The following is a 22,713-nucleotide window of genomic DNA, read 5'->3' as shown; positions in this document are numbered from 1 at the left end:
GGCCCCCCACGCGACCCGATGCCCTCGGCGCGGCCCGCAAGGGGCGGCCGACCCGGTCCCGGCGGGGTCCCGGCGGGCTCGTTCCTCTGCCGGCGGCCGCGGGCCGGCAGTCCGAGGAACGGCCCCCCACGCGACCCGGTGTCCACGGCCCGACCCGCGGGGGGCCCGCGCCGGTCCCGGCCGGCGACCGCGGACAAGCCGCCCCCGGCAGTCCCGGCACGCCCAGCCCGTACGGCCTCCCCGGCGGACGCCGCTCAGTGGCGTGGCTCGGGCGGCTGCTCCTCCCACGCCCCGGCGTCGGCCGGGCCGGCGCCGAGCACCGCCGAGCGCAGCCAGTGCTCGCCCGGGGTGAGGCGGCCGGTCAGGGTGGGCAGCAGGGTGCGGCGGCGCAGGACGTTCGTGCCGGGCAGGGGTTCGAGCACCCGGCCGTCGCGCGGGGCGGCGCCGCCCGCGGCCAGGTCCCGTATGCCGCTGAGGTCGCCGTCCGCGGTGACCGCCAGGGCCAGGCCGGCCTCGGCGAGCCGGACCGCGGCGGGCCCGTCGGCCGGCACGTCGTCGGGCATGTCCCGGTCCACGGCGAAGCCGGCCTCTGCGGTGTGCAGGGCCCGTCCGGTACGGATCCGGTGGGTGCGCAGGTGCCAGGGCGGCGCCGCGGTCAGCCAGGTGGTGACCTCGACGTCCGGCCACGGCCGCCAGGTGCTGCGTACGGTGGCGTCGTCCGGCACCGCCGGGTCCTCCTGCTCGGTGCGCGCCCGGAACCGCACCGGCTCCTCCCCGGGGTCGTCGCTGAGCGCGAGCATCGAGTCGTACGCGCCCTGGAGCAGGCCGAGTTCACCGGCGGGCAGGCTGAAGCCGAAGCGGGTGGAATAGGCGAACTTGGCGTACTTCGCCGCGCCGCCGCGCGCCCAGGTGTTGTGCTGGAGCCCGCTGAGCAGCGTCACATCGCCGTCGCCCGAGCGCATCAGCACCGCGCCGGCCGGGGGCTGGGCACTGACCGGCTGCGCGGGGGTGCCGGCCGCGTCCGTCTCGGGCACGGTCCAGAAGGGGTGCCCGGCCGGCAGCGCGAGCGGCAGGAACGCCTTCATCGCCCAATACGGCGAGCCCGGCCCGTTGTACTGCTCGGCGACCGCGGGCTGCGGGTAGCCGTAGCCGATGGTCAGCAGCCCGTCGGGCGCGGTGGCCGCCCGCCGCTCCCGCCACCAGCGCAGGTGCCGCAGCAGCAGGCCCTTGACCTGGCCGTACGGGATCGCGTCCACGCCCGCGTAAGGCAACGCGCCCCAGAAGGCGCCCTGGGCGAAGCGGTAGGTGAGGCTGCGGCCGAAGGGGACCGCGGAGCCGTCGTCGGCGAACCAGTACCGGAAGTCGGCGGCGAAACGGGCCGCGCGGTCCCGGAACCGGCCGGCCCGGGCGGGGTCGTCGGGACCGGCCAGGGCGGCGTAGATCAGGCCGTAGTACTGCATGGCCCAGGGGATGTAGTAGTCGCGCTGGGGGGTGGCGCCGTCGCCGTACCAGCCGTCGGCCAGCGCGTAGCCCTCCAGCCGGTCCAGGCGGGCGGTGCGGGCCGAGCGGTCGTGCGCGTAGCCGACCCGGTCCAGGCCGAGGCTCATCATGACCGGGAAGAAGTTCCAGTTGTTGGGCGGGGTGGCCCGGTCCAGGGCGCCGGCCAGCCAGGCGCCGACACGGTCGCGTTCCCGGCCGGTGAGCGGGTCCCACAACTTCTCAGGGGCCAAGGCGAGGGCGAAGCCGACCGCGGCCATCTCGACCTGGCGCTGGTCGATGTGGGCGGGCCGGCCCCAGAACTCCGGGTGGTCCGGGTCGGTGCCGGCCGCGAGGCCGCGGGCCCACACGTCCCAGTGGCCGAACGCGCCGCCCCCGGCCGCCAGCGGTGCCAGTCCCCACAGCGGCCGGGCCCAGCCCTCCAGGTCGGCGGCGGTGTCGTCGTGGTGCGCGATGTTGACGCCGAGCCGGATCCGCGCGCCGCCCGCACTGGCGTACGGCACGACCGGCTCGGTCAACTCCCGTACGTACTCCTGAAGCCGGGCCCGCTCGTCCTGTCCGCCGTCCGTCATGGGCCGCCGTCCTCCCGGCTCGAAGTTGCGACAATTTTCGCAACCCCGATCGATGCTGGTCAACGGGTCGTGCCGGGGACCGTACCGGCCGGTGGGCCCCCCGAGAGGGTGGTCGCGGCGGCCGGGTCCGGTCGTCCCACCAGGCGCGGGCGCCCCGGTTCGCCCACCGTTCACGGGACACTCATCGCGCGGGCGGCGCCCGTTCGGCCCGCACTCGCCGAACGCGGAAAGGTCCTGGCGGCTGGTCAGAACCTTTCACATCACAACGATCCCAGGGACGGATTACGTGATCGCATCGCGCACGCCCCGACGCGGCCGCGGCCTGCGGCTTCTCCTCGCTGCCGTGGCCGGCCCGGCACTGGCCGTGGGAACGCTCGCCGCGCCGGCGGCCCACGCGGCCCCGGCCGACGACGTCCGCATCAACGAGGTGGTGACCACCGGCAACGTCAACGACTCGATCGAGCTGTACAACAAGGGCACCGCCGCGGTCGACATCTCCGGGTGGATCCTCCGGGACGAGAACAAGAGCCCGTCGTACACGATCGCCGCCGGCACCACGCTGGCCCCCGGCGGCTTCCGCGCCTTCGACGTGCACAACTCCTTCGGTCTCGGCTCCTCCGACAAGGCGCGCCTGTACCTGCCGGACGGCTCCACCCTGGTGGACAGCTTCAGCTGGACCGACCACTCCAACCCGTCCTGGTCGCGCTGCCCGGACGGGACCGGCGCCTTCGGCCAGGCCGCCGCGGTGACCCTGGGAGCCCCGAACGCCTGCGGCGGCAGCGGCGGCGGCACCTCGCCGGTGGCGTGGCCGGGCAGCCAGTCCGTCACGAACGCCGACGCCACGAACGTCTTCGGCCAGGACCTCAGCGGCCTCTACCAGGAGGGGGGCGTGATGTGGGGGGCGCAGAACTCCGGGAAGCTGTGGCGGCTGGTGCCGAACGGCTCCGGCGGCTGGAAGCCGGACACCACGGGCGGCTGGGCCTCCGGCAAGGCGCTGCACTTCCCCGGCGGCTCGGGCACCCCTGACGACGAGGGCGTCACCCTCACCGGCGCGGGTTCCGCGGGCGGCGTGTACGTCTCGAGCGAGCGCAACGGCGACGCGTCCGGCACCAGCCGGTTGTCCGTCCTGCGCTACGACGTCAGCGGCACCGCCACCACGCTGACCGCCACCAAGGAGTGGAACCTGACCGCCGACCTGCCGTCGGTCGACTCCAACCTGGGCCTGGAAGGCGTCACCTGGATCCCGGACGCCGGCCTGACCGCGGCCGGCTTCAAGGACGAGTCCACCGGCGCGGCCTACGACCCGACCCGGTACGCCTCGCACACCGGCGGCGTCTTCTTCGTCGGCGTCGAGGGCACCGGCATGATCTACGGCTACGTCCTTCAGGACTCCGGCGCCTTCACCCGGGTCGCCTCCGTCAGCAGCGGGATGGCCGGCGTCATGGAACTCCAGTGGGAGCCCCAGGCCGACCGCCTGTGGGTGGTCTGCGACGACACCTGCTCCGGCCGGCACCGCACGATGCAGGTCAACGCCTCGGGCGCGTTCGCCACGACCGCCGTCTACAACCGCCCCACCGGCATGCCGAACATCAACAACGAGGGCTTCTCGGTGTCCGGCGCCGACCAGTGCGTCGCCGGCAGCAAGCCCGTCTACTGGGCCGACGACAGCAACGACAGCAGCCACGCGCTGCGCGCGGGGTCCATCACCTGCTGAGCGGGCAAAAGCCGTCCGCCCCGGCCGCGAGGGCCGGGGCGGACGGGGTGACCAGGGCTTGCCTGGGCGGACGCCTGGACGCTCAGACGTTGAAGCCGAGGGCGCGCAGCTGCTCGCGGCCGTCGTCGGTGATCTTCTCCGGACCCCACGGCGGCATCCAGACCCAGTTGATCCGCAGGTCGTTGACGATGCCCTCGGTGGCCGTCTTGGCCTGCTCCTCGATCACGTCGGTGAGCGGACAGGCCGCCGAGGTGAGGGTCATGTCCAGGGTGACGACATTGGTGTCGTCGATGTGGATGCCGTAGATCAGGCCCAGGTTGACCACGTCGATGCCCAGCTCGGGGTCGACCACGTCGTACAGGGCTTCCTTGATCTCTTCCTCGGAGGCCGGCTTGAGGGCGACCTCGGTAGGGGCCTCCCCAGCCAAGCTAGGGGAATTGTCGGTCATACGGTCTCCTCGGTGGGGGCGGTGGACAGCGCCTGCGCGGTCGCGTCCTTCCACGCCATCCAGCTCAGCAGCGCGCACTTCACACGCGCCGGGTACTTCGAGACGCCGGCGAACGCGACCGCGTCCTCCAGCAGGTCTTCCATCTCGTCGTCGGGCTCGACCCGGCCCTTGGACTGCATCAGCTCCAGGAAGGTCTCCTGGATCCGGCTGGCCTCGGCCACGTCCTTGCCGACCAGCAGGTCGTTGAGCACCGAGGCGCTGGCCTGGCTGATCGAACAGCCCTGGCCCTCGTAGGACACGTCACCGATGACCGTGCCCTCCATCCGCACCCGCAGGGTGATCTCGTCGCCGCAGGTGGGGTTGACGTGGTGCACCTCGGCCTGGCCCGCGCGCAGCCCGCGCCCGTGCGGGTGCTTGTAGTGGTCCAGGATGACTTCCTGGTACATCGAGTCGAGCTTCACAGCAGCACCACCATCAGCCGAAGAAGTTGCGTACCTGCTCCAGGCCCTCGACCAGGGCGTCGACCTCGGCCGGGCTGGAGTACAGATAGAACGACGCCCGCGTGGTCGCGGGAATTCCGTAGCGCAGGCAGACCGGCCGGGCGCAGTGGTGACCGACCCGGACGGCGATGCCCTGCTCGTCGAGCACCTGGCCCACGTCGTGCGGGTGGATGTCGCCGAGCGTGAAGGAGATCGCGGCGCCGCGGTCCTCCCCGGTGACCGGGCCGATCAGCCGCAGGTCGGGGACCTCGCGGAGCCGGCTGAGCGCGTACTCGGTGATCGCGTGCTCGTGCGCGGCGATCTTGTCCATGCCGATCGCGGTGAGGTAGTCCACCGCGGTGCCCAGCCCGATGGCCTGGGCGATCGGCGGGGTGCCGGCCTCGAACTTGTGCGGCGCGGGCGCGTACGTGGACGAGTGCATCGAGACGGTCTCGATCATCTCGCCGCCGCCCAGGAAGGGCGGCAGGTCCTCCAGCAGCTCCTGGCGGCCCCACAGCACCCCGATCCCGGTCGGGCCGAGCATCTTGTGGCCGGTGAAGGCCACGAAGTCCGCGCCGAGCGCCTGCACGTCCATCACCATGTGCGGCGCGGCCTGCGAGGCGTCGATGCAGACCAGGGCGCCGACCTCCTGGGCGCGGCGCACTATCGCCTCGACCGGGTTGACGGTGCCCAGGATGTTGGAGACCAGCACGAAGGAGACGATCTTGGTCTTCTCGGTGATGACCTGCTCGATGTCGGACAGGTCCAGCCGGAAGTCGTCGGTCAGGCCGAACCACTTCAGCGTCGCACCGGTGCGCTGCGACAGCAGCTGCCACGGCACGATGTTGGAGTGGTGCTCCATCTCGGTGATCACGATCTCGGTGTCGCGGTCCACCCGGTAGGGCTCGTCCGCCCAGCCGAGCATGTTGGCGACCAGGTTCAGCGACTCCGAGGCGTTCTTGGTGAAGATCACCTCGTCCCGGCTCGGCGCGTTGATGAACGCCGCGATCTTGTCGCGGGCGTCCTCGTACGCGGCCGTGGCCTCCTCGGCGAGGGTGTGCACGCCGCGGTGCACGTTGGCGTTGTACCGCTCGTAGTACGACGCGAGGGTGTCCAGCACCTGGCGCGGCTTCTGCGAGGTCGCCGCGTTGTCCAGGTAGACCAGCTTCTGCCCGTCGTGGACCGTGCGGTCCAGGATGGGGAAGTCCTTGCGGATCGCCTCGGTGTCGAGGAGGCCGGGCAGTACCCGGCCCTCCGGCGAAGTCGCTGTCACGCCGACGCACCACCCTTCACGTAGGACTCGTAGCCCTCCTCCTCCAGCTTGTCCGCCAGTTCGGCGCCGCCGGACTCGGCGATCCGGCCGGCCGCGAAGACATGCACGTAGTCGGGCTTGATGTAGCGCAGGATGCGCGTGTAGTGCGTGATCAGCAGGGTGCCGACCTCGCCGGTGCCGCGGACCCGGTTGACGCCCTCGGAGACGATCCGCAGCGCGTCGACGTCGAGGCCGGAGTCGGTCTCGTCCAGGATCGCGATCTTCGGCTTGAGCAGTTCGAGCTGAAGGATCTCGTGGCGCTTCTTCTCACCGCCGGAGAAGCCCTCGTTGACGTTGCGCTCGGCGAAGGCGGGGTCCATGTGGAGCAGCTCCATGGTCTCCTTGACCTCCTTCACCCAGGTACGCAGCTTGGGCGCCTCGCCGCGGACGGCGGTGGCCGAGGTGCGCAGGAAGTTGGAGACCGAGACCCCGGGGACCTCGACCGGGTACTGCATGGCCAGGAACACCCCGGCCCGGGCGCGCTCGTCGACGGTCATCGCCAGGACGTCCTCGCCGTCGAGGGTGACAGTGCCCCCGGTCACGGTGTACTTGGGGTGACCGGCCAGCGAGTAGGCGAGAGTCGACTTGCCCGAGCCGTTGGGGCCCATGATGGCGTGCGTCTCGCCCTGCCGGACGGTCAGGTCGACACCGCGCAGGATCTCGCGGGGTCCGTTCTCGGCCTCGACGGAGACGCGCAGGTCGTGGATTTCAAGCGTGGCCATGGGTGACTCAGGACTCCTGGGTGACGGAGACGAGCACGTCGTCCCCAACGATCTTTACGGGGTACACGGGGACGGGCCGCGTGGCGGGCAGCCCGGACGGCTTGCCGGTGCGCAGGTCGAAGGTGGAGCCGTGCAGCCAGCACTCGATCTGGCAGTTCTCCACCTCGCCCTCGGACAGCGAGACATTGGCGTGCGAGCAGACATCGTTGATGGCGAACACCTCACCGTCGGTGCGGACCAGCGACACGGGGACGCCGTCCACCTCCACCCGGTGCGGGGTGTCCTCCTCCAACTCGCCCAGTCCGCAGGCGCGCACAAAACCCTCGGCACTCTCGGTGGCGGTCATCCGACGGAAGCCTCCAGTTCCGCATCGATCTTCGCCATCAGTCGCTCCTCGACGTCGGCCAGTCCGATCTGCTGCACGAGCTCCCCGAAGAAACCGCGGACCACCAGGCGACGGGCCTCGTCGGCCCGGATGCCGCGGCTCATCAGGTAGAAGAGCTGTTCGTCCTCGAACCGGCCGGTCGCCGAGGCGTGTCCCGCCCCGACGATCTCGCCGGTCTCGATCTCCAGGTTGGGCACCGAGTCGACCCGGGCGCCATCGGTGAGCACCAGGTTCCGGTTCAGCTCGTAGGTGTCGGTGCCCTCGGCGGCGGCGCGGATCAGCACGTCGCCGATCCACACCGCGTGCGCGTCCTTGCCCTGCAACGCGCCCTTGTACGCCACGTTGGAACGGCAGTGCGGGGTGTCGTGGTCGATGAACAGCCGGTGTTCCTGGTGCTGGCCCTGGTCGGTGAAGTACAGGCCGAACAGCTCGGCCTCGCCGCCGGGGCCGCCGTAGACCACCCGGGGGTGCAGCCGGACCACGTCGCCGCCGAGGGTGACGACCACCGACTTGAAGCTCGCGTCCCGGCCGACCAGCGCGGTGTGCTGGGCGACGTGCACCGCGTCCGCGTCCCAGTCCTGCACGGACACCACGGTCAGCTTGGCGCCCTCGCCGATCAGGTACTCGACGTTGGCGGCCAGGGTGGCGTCGCCGGTGTGGTCGATGACCACCACGGCCTCGGCGAAGGCGCCGACCTCCACGATCTGGTGGCCGAAGACCGTGCCGCCCTCGCCGTGCAGGCCGATGCGCACCGGCTCGGTGAGCACCGCCTCCTTGGGGACGCTCACCACCGTCGCCTTCTCGAAGGAGGTGTACGCCTGGGCGGCGACCCGGTCCACCGGTTTGCCGGCCGTGCCGACCAGGGGGTCGTCGCGGTCGACGGTCCGGGTGGTGACGCCGTCGGGGGCGATCACCTCCACCCGGACGGTTCCGGTGGCCTGGGCGGTGCCGTCGTGCAGGCCGCGCAGCCGCTCCAGCGGGGTGAAGCGCCACTCCTCCTCGCGGCCGTGGGGCACCGGGAAGTCGGCCACGTCGAAGGACGGGGCCGCGCTGACCCGGGCGTCGGTGGGCTGGCCGGGCCGGCCCACCTGCTGCCCCACCGTGATGGCACCGTCGGTGGTGCTGCCCGCAGGGGTGATCTCAGCCATGGTCGGTCGAACTGCTCGCTTTCTGCCTCAGTGGGTTCGGAGGTGGTACGGGGAGGCCGGCCGTCAGCCGACCGCGCCCTCCATCTGCAGCTCGATCAGCCGGTTGAGCTCCAGGGCGTACTCCATCGGGAGTTCCTTGGCGATCGGCTCCACGAAGCCGCGCACGATCATCGCCATGGCCTCGAACTCGGTCATGCCGCGGCTCATCAGGTAGAAGAGCTGGTCATCGGAGACCTTGGAGACGGTCGCCTCGTGCCCCATGGACACGTCGTCCTCGCGCACGTCCACGTACGGATACGTGTCGGAGCGGGAGACGGTGTCCACCAGCAGCGCGTCGCACAGCACGTTGGACTTGGCGCCGGAGGCGCCCTCGCCGATCTCGATCAGCCCGCGGTAGGAGGTGCGGCCACCGCCGCGCGCGACCGACTTGGAGACGATGTTGGACGACGTGTTCGGCGCCATGTGCACCATCTTGGCGCCGGCGTCCTGGTGCTGGCCCTCGCCCGCGAAGGCGATGGACAGCGTCTCGCCCTTGGCGTGCTCGCCCATCAGGTAGACGGCCGGGTACTTCATGGTGACCTTGGAGCCGATGTTGCCGTCGATCCACTCCATGGTCGCGCCCTCGTACGCCACGGCGCGCTTGGTGACCAGGTTGTAGACGTTGTTCGACCAGTTCTGGATGGTCGTGTAGCGGCAGCGGCCGCCCTTCTTCACGATGATCTCGACCACCGCGGAGTGCAGCGAGTCCGACTTGTAGATCGGCGCGGTGCAGCCCTCGACGTAGTGGACGTAGGCGTCCTCGTCGACGATGATCAGCGTCCGCTCGAACTGGCCCATGTTCTCGGTGTTGATCCGGAAGTAGGCCTGGAGCGGGATCTCCACGTGCACGCCCTTGGGGACGTAGATGAACGATCCGCCGGACCACACGGCCGTGTTCAGCGAGGCGAACTTGTTGTCGCCGGCCGGGATCACGGTGCCGTAGTACTCCTGGAAGAGCTCGGGGTGCTCCTTCAGGGCGGTGTCGGTGTCCATGAAGATGACGCCCTGCTCCTCCAGGTCCTCGCGGATCTGGTGGTAGACGACCTCCGACTCGTACTGCGCGGCGACGCCGGCGACGAGGCGCTGCTTCTCCGCCTCGGGGATGCCGAGCTTGTCGTAGGTGTTCCGGATGTCGGCCGGCAGGTCCTCCCAGGACTCCGCCTGCTTCTCGGTGGACCGCACGAAGTACTTGATGTTGTCGAAGTCGATGCCGGACAGGTCCGAGCCCCAGGTCGGCATGGGCTTCTTGCCGAACAGCCGCAGCCCCTTCAGGCGCAGCTTCAGCATCCACTCCGGCTCGGACTTCTTCGCGGAGATGTCGCGGACGACGTCTTCGGAAAGGCCGCGCCGTGCGGCGGCGCCCGCCACGTCGGAGTCGGCCCAGCCGTATTCGTACGTGCCGATGCCTTCGAGCTCCGGGTGAGTGGTCTGCGTGGGAGCAGTCATGCGGGGTTCCTCCCGGGCGTGCCGGATGTTGCGGATGCGTGAGTCGGTGCGTCTGGTGCGGGCGGTACGTCGTCCGGTGGAGCGGATGCTCCGGGTGGTTCCGCGGCTTCCGGCGCCGCCCGGGCGGCGGACCGCGGGACGAAGGTGGTGCACACCCCGTCGCCGTGGGCGATGGTCGCCAGCCGCTGCACGTGGGTGCCGAGGATGGTGGAGAAGACCTCCGCCTCGGCCTCGCACAGCTGCGGGAACTGCTCGGCGGTGTGTGCCACCGGGCAGTGGTGCTGGCAGAGCTGCTCGCCTGCGGGCCCGGGGACGCTGCGGGTGGTGGCAGCGTACCCGTCGGCGGACAGGGCCTGGGCCAGTGCCCGGGTCCGGTCCTCCGGGGCCGCCGCCGCCACGATCGCGCGGTAGCGTTCGGCCTGCGCGGCGACCCGGGCGCGGGCGAAGGCGGAGACCGCGGCCTGGCCGTCGGCGCCGCCGCCGGCCGACTGGGCGATCCAGTGCAGGGCGTCGGCGGCCAGCTGGTCGTAGGCCTGGTCGAAGGCGTCCCGGCCGAAGTCGGTGAGCACGAAGACCTTGGCGGGGCGGCCGCGGCCGCGGTTGCCGTAGACCCGTCGCTCGCGGGGTTCCACCACGTGCTCGGCGACGAGGATGTCCAGGTGCCGGCGGACCGCGGTCTGGGTCAGGCCGAGGCGCTCGGCGAGGTCGGCGGCGGTGGAGGGGCCGTGGTCCAGGATGGAGCGCGCGACCCGGTCGCGGGTGCCCCGCTCCCCGGTCGTGTGCTCCTCCGCCGCCCTCTGCGCGGCGCCACCGACGTTTTTCACAACCTCATTGTTGCGTAATTCCTCAGGCGCGAGCAAGCGACTCCTTTCGCCGCGCCGGTGGAGTACGTCACTTAGGGTCACCTCACCACGGGTCCCTCGCGGCGGGCTCGTGCCCTGGTCGGACGGGGTGTCCGTACCCCTGACCGAATCCGGCCGCGGACCCGGTGGCGATGCCCCGGACGGCGGGCCCGGCCCTGCCGCCGAAAGCGTGACGCGTGCTCCCTAGACTCGTCCGCATGCATGATGAGCCCGCGGTCCAGGTGACCGGTCTGGTCAAGCGGTACGGGGCCAGGACCGCGGTGAACGGCCTGGACCTCGCGGTGCCACGGGGCACGGTGACCGCCGTGCTCGGCCCCAACGGCGCGGGCAAGACCACCACGGTCGAGGTCTGCGAAGGATACCGGCGCCCCGACGGCGGCACGGCCAGAGTGCTCGGCCTGGACCCGGTGACACAGGCCGGACTGCTGCGGCCCCGGATCGGGGTGATGCTCCAGTCCGGCGGGGTGTACGCCGGAGCGCGCGCCGAGGAAATGCTGCGGCACGTCGCGGCACTGCACGCCCGCCCGGTCGACCCCGGCGTCCTGATCGAACGGCTCGGCCTGGAGTCCTGCGGCCGCACCCCCTACCGGCGGCTGTCCGGCGGGCAGCAGCAGCGCCTGGCGCTGGCCATGGCCGTGGTGGGCCGGCCCGAACTGGTCTTCCTCGACGAGCCGACCGCGGGCCTCGACCCGCAGGCCCGGCACGCCACCTGGGACCTGATCCGCGAGCTGCGCGCGGACGGCACGACGGTGGTGCTCACCACCCACTTCATGGACGAGGCCGAACAGCTCGCCGACGAGGTGGTGATCATCGACGCCGGCCGGGCGATCGCCGCCGGCACCCCGGACGAGCTGTGCCGCGGCGGCGCCGAGAACACCCTGCGCTTCTCCGGCCGCCCCGGCCTCGACCTCGCCTCGCTGCTCAACGCGCTGCCCGCGGACACCCTCGCCGCCGAGCTGAGCCCGGGCATGTACCGGATCGAGGGCAAGATCGATCCGCAACTGCTGGCCACCGTCACCTCTTGGTGCGCCCAGCACGGTGTGCTCCCGGACCACCTGGCGGTGGAGCGGCGCACGCTGGAGGACGTCTTCCTGGAACTGACCGGTAGGGAGCTGCGGGTATGAGCGCGGGCACGACCACGGGCACCACCCCCGGCAACGGCCGGGGCACCCCCTCGTACGCCCCCTACGCCGCCGGCACCTTCGCTCCGGCCCCCGGCGCGGCCCCGCTGCCCCGCATGATCCGCGCGCAGGCCCTCCTGGAGACCCGGATGCTGCTGCGCAACGGCGAACAGCTCCTGCTCACCGTGGTGATCCCGGCGCTCCTGCTCCTCGTCTTCAGCTCCGTCGACATCGTCGACACCGGCGCCGGCAAGTCGGTGGACTTCCTCGCCCCCGGCATCCTCGCCCTCGCGGTGCTGTCCACCGCCTTCACCGGGCAGGCCATCGCCACCGGCTTCGAGCGCCGCTACGGCGTCCTCAAGCGCCTGGGCGCGGCCCCGCTGCCCCGCTGGGCGCTGATGACCGCCAAGACCTGCTCCGTCCTGGTCGTCGAGGCCCTCCAGGCCGCGCTCCTGATCCTGATCGCCCTCGCCCTGGGCTGGTCCCCGCACGGCAACCCGCTGTCCGTGATCCTGCTCCTCCTGCTGGGCACCGCCGCCTTCAGCGGCCTCGGCCTCCTGATGGCCGGCACCCTCAAGGCCGAGGCCACCCTCGCCGCCGCCAACCTCGTCTTCCTCCTGCTCCTCGTCGGCGGCGGCGTCATCGTCCCCCTCAGCAAATTCCCCGGCGCCGCCCAGACCGTCCTCAAGCTCCTCCCCGTCACGGCCCTCTCCAGCGGCCTCCGCGACGTCCTCCAGCACGGCACCGCCGTCCCCTGGTCCGACCTCGCCGTCCTCGCCGTCTGGTCCCTCCTCGGCCTGGCCACGGCCGCCCGCTTCTTCCGCTGGGAGTAACCGGGCGGAGTACGGCACTTCAGGGGCGCGGGGAACTGCGCGAGCAACCCACCGCCGGGCGGCGGACCGCCGACAACACACTGGGGCAGACGCTGCCGCAAGGCCCCAAAGGGGCCGGGGGCGCCCCGGAAGCAACGGCCACCCGACGCCGTACCCCTCGTGAAACCGTGCACAAGGCTCCCCTTAGCATGAATCCGTGAAGCCAGCCGAATTCGCACGGAACCCGTTCGCGTATCTCGCCGCCCGCTGGACGCCGTCCCAGGCGACGGTGAGCCGCGCGACCATGGCCTCGCTGGTCATGAGCGTGATCATCGTGGTGACGGGTGGAGCCGTGCGGCTGACCGGCTCCGGCCTCGGCTGCCCCACCTGGCCCACCTGCAAGGGCGACAGCCTGCTCGGCACCACCGAGATGGGCATCCACCACGACATCGAGGTCAGCAACCGCATGCTGACCTACGTACTGTGCGCCGCGGTCGGCTGGGCCATCCTCGCGGTCCGCGCCCACAAGCCGCTGCGCCGCGGGGTGTACCGGCTGGCGTGGGCGCAGTTCTGGGTGGTCGTGGCCAACGCGGTGTGGGGCGGCATCACGGTGCTCACCCACCTGAACCCGTACGTGGTCGCCGCCCACTTCCTGCTGTCGGCCGCGCTGATCACGGTGGCCGTGCTCACCTGGCACCGGGTGCACGAGGGCGACGCGGCTCGGCGCCCGCTGGTCGGCAAGCCGGTACGGCAGCTCGGCCAGGCGCTGACCGCCGCGTCGGCCGCGCTGATCGCGGTGGGCACGCTGGTGACCGGCGCCGGGCCGCACCCGGGCGACTCGAGCGACGTGCACCGCATCCCGGTGGACTGGCGCTCGATCGCCCAGTTGCACGCCGACCTGGCCTGGGTGGTGGTGGCGCTCACCGCCGCCCTGTGGTTCGTGCTGCGCGCGGTGGACGCCCCGGTCGGGCCCCGCAACCGCACCCGGGACCTGTTCCTGGTGCTGATGGCCCAGGGCGTCATCGGCTACGTCCAGTACTTCACCAAGCTGCCGATCGTGCTGGTGAACCTGCACATGCTGGGCGCCGCGCTGATCTGGATCGCGGTGCTGCGGGTGGTGCTGTCGATGCGGGAGCGGCCGGCGGCCGAACCGCGCGAGGCGCGTCCGGCCGGGGCCGACGAGGGGACGTCAGCAGGGGCAGGCGTCCCGGCACGGGAGCGGCTGGAAGGGCAGCCCGGTGGGGTCGCCGCCGGGGAGGACGGGGTCCGGCAGCCGGTAGAGACGGCGCGCGTTCCCCTCGCGGACCAGGGCGGCGACCCGCTGTCCGTCCGCCGCTGACCACTCCCCCGCCGCCACCCGCTCGCCGATCGCCCGGCCGAGCGCGGCCCGGAACCGCAGCGCGCCGGTGACGTACAGCTCCGGCAGCCCGGCGGTGCCGCTGGCGTAGAGCAGCTTGCCGAACGGCACGCGGTCCAGCACGGCGGCCGGGTCGGTGCCGATGCCCAGGTACACGTGCGGGTGGTCGGCGGCCAGGTCGGCCGCGGCGGCCTCGTGCCGCGGTCCGGGCAGCAGCACCACGTCCGTGCCGAGGCCCGCGGTGGCCCGCAGGAAGCCCTCGGCGGCCCGCGGTCCGGGCAGCCGCGGCTGCTGCCGCACGAGCAGCGGCAGTCCGCTGACGACCGCGGTCCACAGCAGGTGGCGCAGCAGGACCGGGTGGGCGGGGCGGCTGCCGGTGCCGCGCCGGGCCAGCCACGCGGACGCGGCGCGCCGTACGTCCTCGCGTGGCGGCGGGCCGTGGGCCGGACCGCGGGAGCCGGGTGCCGTGTCCTCCACCATGTCCCACGGGTCCCCGGCGTCCCGTAATTCCCGCACGTCACCGGGGTGCGGCCGGGGATCGGGCGGCAGGCCGTCGCAGGACAGGCCGGCCGCGCCGATCGCCGCGGCGCGCACCGCCTCGGCGAGATTGGCCAGAAAACCGTCCACCGTGCCGGAGGTGTCGGCAACCTGCCCCGCCAGCGGTTCCAGCCGCACGATCTCGTACGCGGGCGCCGCGCCGGCCGCCTGCAGGTCGGCGGGCGGGGTCAGCTCGCCGGGCTCGCCGGTGTCCACGATGTACGCGGTTATCCCGGTGCCGCGCAGCAGCCGCCGGGTCGCCTCGTAGGCCCCCAACTCCCGGCGCCGGGCCAGGTATCGGGCCGGGGAGGCGTGCGGCTCCAGACCCAGCAGCGGCGGGCACCAGCGGCGGATCGCGAAGCCCGCCGGGCTGTCGAAGAGGGTGGTGCGGGGCGCCGCGGCCCCGGGCAGCGCGGCCTCGAAGGCCCCCAGCCCCACGTCCCCCGGGAGCACCCCGTGGCAATACGCGTCCACCAGGTGTGTCGGCTCCCCCGCCATGGATGTTCCTCGCCCCTTCGTCCGCCCGCGCGTGTCGCGGCCGTCACGACCTCGGGATCACCGCGACGGCGGCGAAGGCATCATCGGGGGTTGGCGGGGCCACCGATCTGTATTCCGGCCATTCGGGACCACTCGTACGGGCCGGTGCGGAGCTTGGCCGCGAGGTCGGGGCCGAAGTCGTCGTGGACGGTGATGCCGGCCTGTTCGACGGCCGCGCGGGCGATGTCCCAGGCGGGCGCCACCAGGTCCCCCCAGGTGCCGTCGGCGGCGACCAGCACGATCCGGGCGCCGCGCCCGCCGATGTACTCCACACTCGCCTCGGCGCCGCCGTGCCTGCGGGCGAACGCCTCGATCTGCCGGGCCAGCCGGGCCGACCGCCGCCGCGCGCGGGCCTGTGCCCCGGGGTTGTCCCGGTGATTGTCCTGGACGGTGCTCATGCCCCTGATGCTACTCGCGGGTAAGGGGGTGGCGGACAGAGCCGGCCGGTGTGATCCCGGTCAAGAATCACCGTGCGGGAAGGACGACCTCGGTGCAGGAAACCTCAGTGCAGGAAACCTCAGTGCAGGAACGGGTCGACCGCGACGGCCACGAACAGCAGCGTGGCGTAGGTGATCGACCAGTGGAACAGCCGCATCTCCTTCAGCCGCGCGCCGGTGATGCCGGCCTTGGCGCGCGCGTGCAGGGCGTGCGCCTCCTTCAGCCAGAAGGCGCCGAGCGCCGCGGCGACCACCGGGTAGAACCAGGACGTCTCGCCGAGCGGCCACCACAGGGTGAGCGAGGTGAGCACCATGACCCAGGAGTAGAGGACGATCTGGCGGGCGACCACCTGATTGCCCGCGACCACCGGCAGCATGGGCACGCCGACCCGCTCGTAGTCGTCCTTGACCTTCATGGACAGCGGCCAGTAGTGCGGCGGGGTCCAGAAGAAGAGGACGAGGAAGAGGACGAAGGGCGCCCAGGCCAGCTCGTTGCGGACCGCGGACCAGCCGATGAAGACCTGGAGGCAGCCGGCGATCCCGCCCCACACGATGTTCTGCGCGGTGCGGCGCTTGAGCCACAGCGTGTAGACGAAGACGTAATAGAGGATGGCGGTCAGCGACAGCGCCGCCGAGAGCGGGTTGACCAGCACCGCGAACCACACGGTGGAGACCACCGAAAGGGTGATGCCGAAGACCAGCGCTTCGCGCGGCGAGACCATGCCGGTGACCAGCGGGCGCCGCTCGGTGCGGTGCATGAGCGCGTCGATGTCGCGGTCGATGTACATGTTCAGCGCGTTGGCGCCGCCGGCCGACAGGTAGCCGCCGACCACGGTCGCGAGCACCAGCCACAGGTCCGGGACCCCGCGGGCGGCCAGGAACATCACCGGCACCGTGGTGATCAGGAGCAGCTCGATGATCCGCGGCTTGGTCAGCGCGACGAATGCCATGAGCCGGGCCGAAGCAGGCCGGTCACCGGGGCTCGTGCGTCCCGGGTCCGTCCGGATGGCCCCGGTGACCCCTGCGGGTCGGGATTCGACGGCCGTCACGAGCACCCCACGAGAGATGAAGTCCAGCAAGCCCCGGCCACCTGCGCCTTCGGCGGGGCCTGTGGGGCTTGCGCGTACCACGCCACTGTAGAGGCAGTGAAGACCCGGCTTTCGTCCGGGGTCGGTCCGGGGCCGCGACGTGTCCCGCCACCTGCGCGGTCCGGGTCCGCCCGACGTGGGTTCACCCTGCGTTCACGGGCCTCGGGAGGCGAAGCCGCGTGTACGGGGGCACGCTCGAAAGAGTGCGCGCCCTGCGGCGGTAGGCTCGACAGCGTCGGGTAGGGATGACCGTACCGGCGCTGACAACATGGCGATGACCTGGAGAGGAGCCCTGACCCAGGGTGAGCAAGCAGCCGACCACCACAGAGCTCGAGTGGACCGATCTGGACAAGCGGGCCGTCGACACCGCCCGAGTACTGGCCATGGATTCCGTGCAGAAGGTCGGCAACGGCCATCCCGGCACGGCCATGAGCCTGGCACCCGCGGCGTACCTGCTGTTCCAGAAGCTCATGCGGCACGACCCCGCCGACCCCGACTGGACCGGCCGGGACCGCTTCGTTCTCTCCGCCGGACATTCCAGTCTGACCCTCTACACGCAGCTCTACTACGCCGGATACGGCCTGGAGCTGGGCGACCTGGAGTCGTTCCGCACCTGGGGCTCGAAGACCCCGGGCCACCCGGAGTACGGCCACACCACGGGCGTGGAGACCACCACCGGGCCGCTGGGCCAGGGCGTGGCCAACGCGGTGGGCATGGCGATGGCCGCCCGCTACGAGCGCGGCCTGTTCGACCCGGACGCGGCGCCCGGCACCTCGCCGTTCGACCACACGGTGTGGGCCATCGCCGGCGACGGCTGCCTCCAGGAGGGCATCTCGGCCGAGGCGTCCTCGCTGGCCGGCCACCAGAAGCTCGGCAACCTGGTGCTGCTGTGGGACGACAACCACATCTCCATCGAGGGCGACACGGCGACCGCCGTCTCGGAGGACACCGTCCGGCGGTACGAGGCGTACGGCTGGCACGTGCAGCGGGTGGCGCCGCTGGAGAACGGCGACTTGGACCCGCAGGCGCTGTACGCGGCGCTGAAGGCGGCGCAGGAGGTCACCGACCGGCCGTCGTTCATCGCGGCCCGCTCGATCATCGCCTGGCCGGCCCCGCACGCGCAGAACACCGAGGCCGCGCACGGCTCGGCGCTGGGCGAGGAGGAGGTCGCGGCCACCAAGCGGGTGCTGGGCTTCGACCCGGACAAGCACTTCGACGTGGCCGACGAGGTCATCAACCACACCCGCGCGGTGGGCGAGCGCGGCCGCGACGCCCGTACCGAGTGGGAGAAGTCCTTCGCCGCCTGGCGCACCGCCAACCCGGAGCGCGCCGAGCTGTTCGACCGGATCGACTCCGGTGAGCTGCCCGCGGGCTGGGAGGACCACCTGCCGGTGTTCGAGCCCGGCAAGTCCCTGGCCACCAGGGCCGCTTCGGGCAAGGTGCTGGAGGCGCTGGGCCCGGTGGTCCCGGAGCTGTGGGGCGGCTCGGCCGACCTCGCCGGCTCCAACAACACCACGTTCGACAAGAACTCCTCCTTCCTCCCGGACGGCAACCCGCTGCCGGGCGCGCAGCCGTACGGCCGCACCGTGCACTTCGGCATCCGCGAGCACTCGATGGCCGCCGAGCTCAACGGCATCACCCTGCACGGCAACACCCGTGCGTACGGCGGCACGTTCCTGGTCTTCTCGGACTACATGCGCAACGCGGTCCGGCTGTCGGCCCTGATGCACCTGCCGGTGACGTACGTGTGGACGCACGACTCGATCGGCCTGGGCGAGGACGGCCCGACCCACCAGCCGGTGGAGCACCTGGCGAGCCTGCGGGCCATCCCGGGGCTGAACGTGGTGCGCCCGGCGGACGCCAACGAGACCGTCATCGCCTGGCGGGAGATCCTGCGCCGCTGGACCAAGGAGTACGGCAAGGGCGCCCCGCACGGCCTGGCGCTGACCCGGCAGGGCGTGCCGGTCTACGAGCGCAACGAGAACGCGGCGCGCGGCGGTTACGTCCTGGCCGAGGCCGAGGGCGGCGAGCCGCAGGTGATCCTCATCGGCACCGGTTCCGAGGTGCAGCTGGCGGTGGGCGCGCGGGAATTGCTGCAGGCCGAGGGCGTCCCCACCCGCGTGGTGTCGATGCCGTCGGTGGAGTGGTTCGAGGAGCAGGACCGGGACTACCGGGACAGCGTGCTGCCGCCGTCGGTGAAGGCACGGGTCGCGGTGGAGGCCGGCATCGGCCTGACCTGGTACCGGTTCGTGGGAGACGCCGGACGCATCGTCAGCCTGGAGCACTTCGGTGCCTCGGCCGACGCCAAGGTGCTCTTCCGGGAGTTCGGGTTCACCCCCGAGGCGGTGGCCGCCGCCGCGCGGGAATCTCTTGACACCGTTGGTCGCTGACGCAGGTAACGACTAGTAGGAGCACATCCCATGGCAGACGCACTGAAGCGCCTCTCCGACGAAGGCGTCGCGATCTGGCTGGACGACCTGTCGCGCAAGCGCATCACGTCCGGCAACCTGGCCGAACTCATCGACCAGCAGCACGTGGTGGGGGTCACCACCAACCCGTCGATCTTCCAGAAGGCGATCTCCCAGGGCGACGGTTACGACAAGCAGCTGGAGGACCTCGCGGCCCGCCGGCTCACCGTCGAGGAAGCCCTGCGGATGATCACCACCGCCGACGTCCGTGACGCCGCCGACATCCTGCGCCCGGTCTACGACGCGACCGACCACCAGGACGGCCGGGTCTCCATCGAGGTGGACCCGCGGCTGGCGCACGACACCCGGGCGACCATCGCCGAGGCCAAGCAGCTCGCCTGGCTGGTGGACCGCCCCAACACCCTGATCAAGATCCCGGCCACCCGCGAGGGCCTGGCCGCCATCGCCGACGTCACCGGCCGGGGCATCAGCGTCAACGTCACGCTGATCTTCTCGCTCCAGCGCTACCGCGAGGTGATGGACGCCTACCTCACCGGCCTGGAGAAGGCCAAGGCGGCCGGCCTGGACCTGAACGAGATCCACTCCGTGGCGTCCTTCTTCGTCTCCCGGGTGGACACCGAGGTCGACAAGCGCCTGGAGAAGATCGGCACCCCCGAGGCCAAGGCCCTGAAGGGCCACGCGGCCGTCGCCAACGCCCGCCTGGCGTACCAGGCGTACGAGGAGGTGTTCTCCTCCGAGCGCTGGCTCGCCCTGGAGAAGGCCGGCGCCAACAAGCAGCGCCCGCTGTGGGCCTCCACCGGCGTGAAGGACCCCGCGTACCCGGCCGACCTCTACGTCTACGAGCTGGTCGCGCCGAACACGGTCAACACCATGCCGGAGGCGACCCTGGAGGCCGTCACGCGGCAGGACCGCATCAACGGCGACCGGGTGTTCGGCAGCTACGAGCAGGCCCGCGCCGACCTCGACGCACTCGAGGCGCTCGGCATCTCGTACGACGACGTCGTCCAGGTCCTCGAGGACGAGGGCGTGGAGAAGTTCGAGTCCGCGTGGAACGAACTGCTGGACTCCACCCGGGCGGAACTCGAGCGGCTCGCACCTGCGGAGGCGTGAGGTGACCACCCCGACCAACACTTCGGCGCAGGGCGCGGGCGGCCCGGCGGACAACCCGCTGCGCGACCCGCTGGACCGCCGGCTGCCGCGCATCGCCGGGCCCTCCGGCCTGGTGATCTTCGGCGTCACCGGTGACCTGTCCCGCAAGAAGCTGATGCCCGCGGTGTACGACCTGGCCAACCGCGGTCTGCTGCCGCCGGGCTTCGCCCTGGTCGGCTTCGCCCGCCGCGACTGGGCGGACGAGGACTTCGCGCAGGTCGTGCACGACTCCGTCAAGGAGCACGCCCGCACCCCCTTCCGCGAGGAGGTGTGGCAGCAGCTCGCCGAGGGCATGCGGTTCGTGCCCGGCGAGTTCGACGACGACAAGGCGTTCGAGACGCTGAAGTCCACGATCGAGGGCCTGGACAAGGCCCGCGGCACCGGCGGCAACTTCGCCTTCTACCTCTCGGTGCCGCCGCGGTTCTTCCCCGACGTGGTGCAGCAGCTGAAGAAGCACGGCCTGTCGCAGGGCAACGGCGACTCCTGGCGGCGTGCCGTCATCGAGAAGCCGTTCGGCCACGACCTGGCCAGCGCCCAGCAGCTCAACCGGATCGTGCACGACGTGTTCCCGCCGGAGCAGGTCTTCCGCATCGACCACTACCTGGGCAAGGAGACCGTCCAGAACATCCTGGCGCTGCGGTTCGCCAACACCATGTACGAGCCGATCTGGAACCGGTCCTACGTGGACCACGTGCAGATCACCATGGCCGAGGACATCGGCATCGGCGGCCGCGCCGGGTACTACGACGGAATCGGCGCCGCCCGGGACGTCATCCAGAACCACCTGCTGCAGCTGCTCGCGCTGACCACCATGGAGGAGCCCGGCTCCTTCCACCCCAAGGCGCTCACCGCGGAGAAGCTGAAGGTGCTCGGCGCCGTGGTGCTGCCGGAGGACCTGGGCAAGCACACCGTGCGCGCGCAGTACACGCACGCCTGGCAGGGCGGCGAGGAGGTGCTCGGCTACCTGGAGGAGGAGGGCATCGACTCCAAGTCCAAGACCGACACCTACGCGGCGATCAAGCTGGAGATCAACAACCGGCGCTGGGCGGGCGTTCCGTTCTACCTGCGCACCGGCAAGCGGCTGGGCCGCCGGGTCACCGAGATCGCGGTGGTCTTCAAGCGGGCCCCGTACCTGCCGTTCGAGTCCGGCGCCACCGAGGAGCTGGGACAGAACGCGCTGGTCATCCGGGTGCAGCCGGACGAGGGCGTGACCGTGCGGTTCGGCTCGAAGGTGCCGGGCACCTCCACCGAGGTGCGGGACGTGACGATGGACTTCGCGTACGGCGAGTCCTTCACCGAGTCCAGCCCGGAGGCGTACGAGCGGCTCATCCTCGATGTGCTGCTGGGCGACGCGAACCTCTTCCCGCGCCACCAGGAGGTCGAGCTGTCCTGGAACATCCTCGACCCGATAGAGGAGTACTGGGACAAGCACGGCAGGCCCGCGCAGTACGCGGCGGGCACCTGGGGTCCGGCAGAGGCGGACGAGATGCTCGCACGAGACGGCAGGAGCTGGCGCCGGCCATGAAGATCGACCTGACGGACACCACGTCCGCGAAGATCAACACAGGACTGATCCAGGCCCGGCGGGCGATCGGCACCCCGGCGGTCGGCATGGTGCTGACCCTCGTCATCGTCACCGACGAGGGCAGCGCCTACGACGCGCTCAAGGCGGCCACCGAGGCGTCCAAGGAACACCCCTCGCGGATCCTGGTCGTCATCAAGCGGCCCGGCCGCTCGCCGCGGGACCGGGCGCTGGCCCGGCTCGACGCGGAGGTGCTGGTCGGCTCCGAGGCCGGCACCGGCGAGACGGTGGTGCTGCGGCTGCACGGCGAACTCGCGAACCACGCCGAGTCCGTGGTGCTGCCGTTGCTCCTGCCCGACGCCCCGGTGGTGGTCTGGTGGCCGGAGGACGGCCCGGACAACCCGTCGGCGGACCCGCTGGGCCGGCTCGGCCAGCGCCGGATCACCGACGCGGCCGCGTCCGAGGACCCGGTGGCGGCGCTCGGCCTGCGGGCCGACACGTACGCCCCCGGCGACACGGACCTGGCCTGGACCCGGATCACCGGCTGGCGCTCGATGCTGGCCGCGGCCCTGGACCAGAAGCACACCGCGATCTCCAAGGCCGTCGTGGAGGGCGAGGCGTACAACCCGAGTACGGAGCTGCTGGCGCTGTGGCTGGCCGACCGGCTCGGAGTGCCGGTGGAGCGCAAGGTCTCCGCCGGGCCCGGGATCACCGGGGCGCGGCTGACGGTCGAGGACGGCGACATCTGCCTGGACCGGCCGGACGGCTCGCTCGCCGAGCTGGCGATGCCGGGCCAGCCGGACCGGCACGTGGCGCTCAAGCGGCGGGAGACCTCCGAGCTGATCGCCGAGGAGCTGCGCCGGCTCGACCCGGACGACATCTACCGGTCGACCGTGCAGTTCGGCATAAAGCACCTGGTCGGGCAGCCGGGCGAGGAGTCGGTGACCCCGTCGCCGGCGGCCAGCCGCGCGACCCCGTCGTCGAAGAAGGCGGCCCCTGCGGCGGCTTCCAAGGGCGGCGGGAAGAACGGCGCCTCCGGCAAGGCGGCGGACGCCTCCGGATCCGCCGCGGACAAGGCGAAGTCGGCGGATTGAGGTCG

The 22,713-nt window shown here is 71.8% G+C and carries 19 protein-coding genes and 1 pseudogene; 8 read left to right on the top strand and 12 right to left on the bottom strand.

The window, feature by feature from the left end:
- Positions 1-254 precede the first annotated feature (254 nt).
- Complete coding sequence (locus ITX44_RS13930) at positions 255-2,069, bottom strand: DUF2264 domain-containing protein (protein ID WP_205357472.1); 1,815 nt, start codon at positions 2,067-2,069, stop codon at positions 255-257.
- Positions 2,070-2,355: 286 nt separating this feature from the next.
- Here ITX44_RS13930 and ITX44_RS13925 point away from each other — a divergent pair, with 286 nt between their 5' ends.
- Positions 2,356-3,783, top strand: coding sequence for a lamin tail domain-containing protein (locus ITX44_RS13925; protein ID WP_307795259.1), 1,428 nt, complete (start codon positions 2,356-2,358; stop codon positions 3,781-3,783).
- 82 nt (positions 3,784-3,865) lie between these two features.
- Here the strand turns inward: ITX44_RS13925 and ITX44_RS13920 are convergent, their stop codons facing one another.
- The 8 genes from ITX44_RS13920 to ITX44_RS13885 all read right to left on the bottom strand — a co-directional run bounded on the left by ITX44_RS13920 (position 3,866) and on the right by ITX44_RS13885 (position 10,586).
- Positions 3,866-4,231, bottom strand: coding sequence for a metal-sulfur cluster assembly factor (locus ITX44_RS13920; RefSeq protein WP_205357470.1), 366 nt, complete (start codon positions 4,229-4,231; stop codon positions 3,866-3,868).
- Complete coding sequence (sufU, locus tag ITX44_RS13915; RefSeq protein ID WP_205357469.1) at positions 4,228-4,692, bottom strand: Fe-S cluster assembly sulfur transfer protein SufU; 465 nt, start codon at positions 4,690-4,692, stop codon at positions 4,228-4,230. The genes ITX44_RS13920 and sufU overlap by 4 nt, the downstream gene beginning before the upstream one ends.
- A 13-nt stretch (positions 4,693-4,705) precedes the next feature.
- The gene (locus tag ITX44_RS13910; protein ID WP_205357594.1) at positions 4,706-5,953 is read right to left on the bottom strand and encodes a cysteine desulfurase; all 1,248 of its coding nucleotides are present in this window, start codon (positions 5,951-5,953) and stop codon (positions 4,706-4,708) included.
- Positions 5,954-5,979: 26 nt separating this feature from the next.
- Positions 5,980-6,744 carry a Fe-S cluster assembly ATPase SufC gene (gene sufC / locus ITX44_RS13905; protein ID WP_205357468.1) on the bottom strand — a complete coding sequence of 255 codons (765 nt, stop codon included), beginning with the start codon at positions 6,742-6,744 and terminating at the stop codon, positions 5,980-5,982.
- A gap of 7 nt (positions 6,745-6,751) precedes the next feature.
- On the bottom strand, positions 6,752-7,090 hold the full coding sequence (locus tag ITX44_RS13900; RefSeq protein ID WP_205357467.1) for a non-heme iron oxygenase ferredoxin subunit: 339 nt from the start codon (positions 7,088-7,090) through the stop codon (positions 6,752-6,754).
- Entirely contained in the window at positions 7,087-8,277 is a 1,191-nt protein-coding gene (gene sufD, locus ITX44_RS13895; RefSeq protein WP_205357466.1) for a Fe-S cluster assembly protein SufD, read from the bottom strand. The genes ITX44_RS13900 and sufD overlap by 4 nt, the downstream gene beginning before the upstream one ends.
- A 63-nt stretch (positions 8,278-8,340) precedes the next feature.
- A complete protein-coding gene (gene sufB, locus ITX44_RS13890; protein ID WP_205357465.1) occupies positions 8,341-9,762 on the bottom strand; it encodes a Fe-S cluster assembly protein SufB in 1,422 nt (473 codons plus the stop codon).
- Positions 9,759-10,586, bottom strand: a complete 828-nt coding sequence (locus ITX44_RS13885; RefSeq protein ID WP_205357464.1) for a helix-turn-helix transcriptional regulator — start codon at positions 10,584-10,586, stop codon at positions 9,759-9,761. The genes sufB and ITX44_RS13885 overlap by 4 nt, the downstream gene beginning before the upstream one ends.
- 236 nt (positions 10,587-10,822) lie before the next feature.
- On the opposite strand from ITX44_RS13885, the gene ITX44_RS13880 reads away from it, so the two are divergent.
- The 3 genes from ITX44_RS13880 to ITX44_RS13870 all read left to right on the top strand — a co-directional run bounded on the left by ITX44_RS13880 (position 10,823) and on the right by ITX44_RS13870 (position 13,897).
- Positions 10,823-11,749 (top strand): ABC transporter ATP-binding protein, encoded by a 927-nt coding sequence (locus ITX44_RS13880; protein WP_205357463.1) that lies wholly within the window; start codon positions 10,823-10,825, stop codon positions 11,747-11,749.
- On the top strand, positions 11,746-12,579 hold the full coding sequence (locus tag ITX44_RS13875) for an ABC transporter permease (protein WP_205357462.1): 834 nt from the start codon (positions 11,746-11,748) through the stop codon (positions 12,577-12,579). Before ITX44_RS13880 ends, ITX44_RS13875 begins: the two co-directional genes overlap by 4 nt.
- A 196-nt stretch (positions 12,580-12,775) precedes the next feature.
- The gene (locus tag ITX44_RS13870; protein ID WP_307795258.1) at positions 12,776-13,897 is read left to right on the top strand and encodes a COX15/CtaA family protein; all 1,122 of its coding nucleotides are present in this window, start codon (positions 12,776-12,778) and stop codon (positions 13,895-13,897) included.
- Positions 13,898-14,425: 528 nt separating this feature from the next.
- Here the strand turns inward: ITX44_RS13870 and ITX44_RS43205 are convergent.
- The 3 genes and pseudogenes from ITX44_RS43205 to ITX44_RS13855 all read right to left on the bottom strand — a co-directional run.
- Positions 14,426-14,950: pseudogene (locus tag ITX44_RS43205) on the bottom strand (amidohydrolase); the annotation flags it as partial.
- 80 nt (positions 14,951-15,030) lie between these two features.
- On the bottom strand, positions 15,031-15,387 hold the full coding sequence (locus tag ITX44_RS13860; RefSeq protein ID WP_205357461.1) for a hypothetical protein: 357 nt from the start codon (positions 15,385-15,387) through the stop codon (positions 15,031-15,033).
- 119 nt (positions 15,388-15,506) lie between these two features.
- Positions 15,507-16,481 carry a heme o synthase gene (locus ITX44_RS13855; RefSeq protein WP_205357592.1) on the bottom strand — a complete coding sequence of 325 codons (975 nt, stop codon included), beginning with the start codon at positions 16,479-16,481 and terminating at the stop codon, positions 15,507-15,509.
- A 335-nt stretch (positions 16,482-16,816) separates the two neighbouring features.
- On the opposite strand from ITX44_RS13855, the gene tkt reads away from it, so the two are divergent.
- Genes tkt through opcA form a run of 4 tightly spaced genes read left to right on the top strand, consistent with a single transcriptional unit; the run spans position 16,817 to position 22,708 of the window.
- Positions 16,817-18,904 (top strand): transketolase, encoded by a 2,088-nt coding sequence (gene tkt, locus ITX44_RS13850; RefSeq protein WP_205357460.1) that lies wholly within the window; start codon positions 16,817-16,819, stop codon positions 18,902-18,904.
- A gap of 30 nt (positions 18,905-18,934) precedes the next feature.
- Positions 18,935-20,053, top strand: coding sequence for a transaldolase (gene tal, locus ITX44_RS13845; protein ID WP_205357459.1), 1,119 nt, complete (start codon positions 18,935-18,937; stop codon positions 20,051-20,053).
- Between the two features lies 1 nt (position 20,054).
- Entirely contained in the window at positions 20,055-21,617 is a 1,563-nt protein-coding gene (gene zwf / locus ITX44_RS13840; RefSeq protein ID WP_205357458.1) for a glucose-6-phosphate dehydrogenase, read from the top strand.
- Positions 21,614-22,708, top strand: coding sequence for a glucose-6-phosphate dehydrogenase assembly protein OpcA (gene opcA / locus ITX44_RS13835; RefSeq protein ID WP_205357457.1), 1,095 nt, complete (start codon positions 21,614-21,616; stop codon positions 22,706-22,708). Before zwf ends, opcA begins: the two co-directional genes overlap by 4 nt.
- Positions 22,709-22,713: the final 5 nt, after the last annotated feature.

It is taken from the genome of Actinacidiphila acididurans, from assembly GCF_016918855.1.
In the GTDB taxonomy this organism is placed as follows: Bacteria; Actinomycetota; Actinomycetes; order Streptomycetales; family Streptomycetaceae; genus Actinacidiphila; species Actinacidiphila acididurans.
This window is presented reverse-complemented; position numbering and strand designations above follow the sequence as displayed.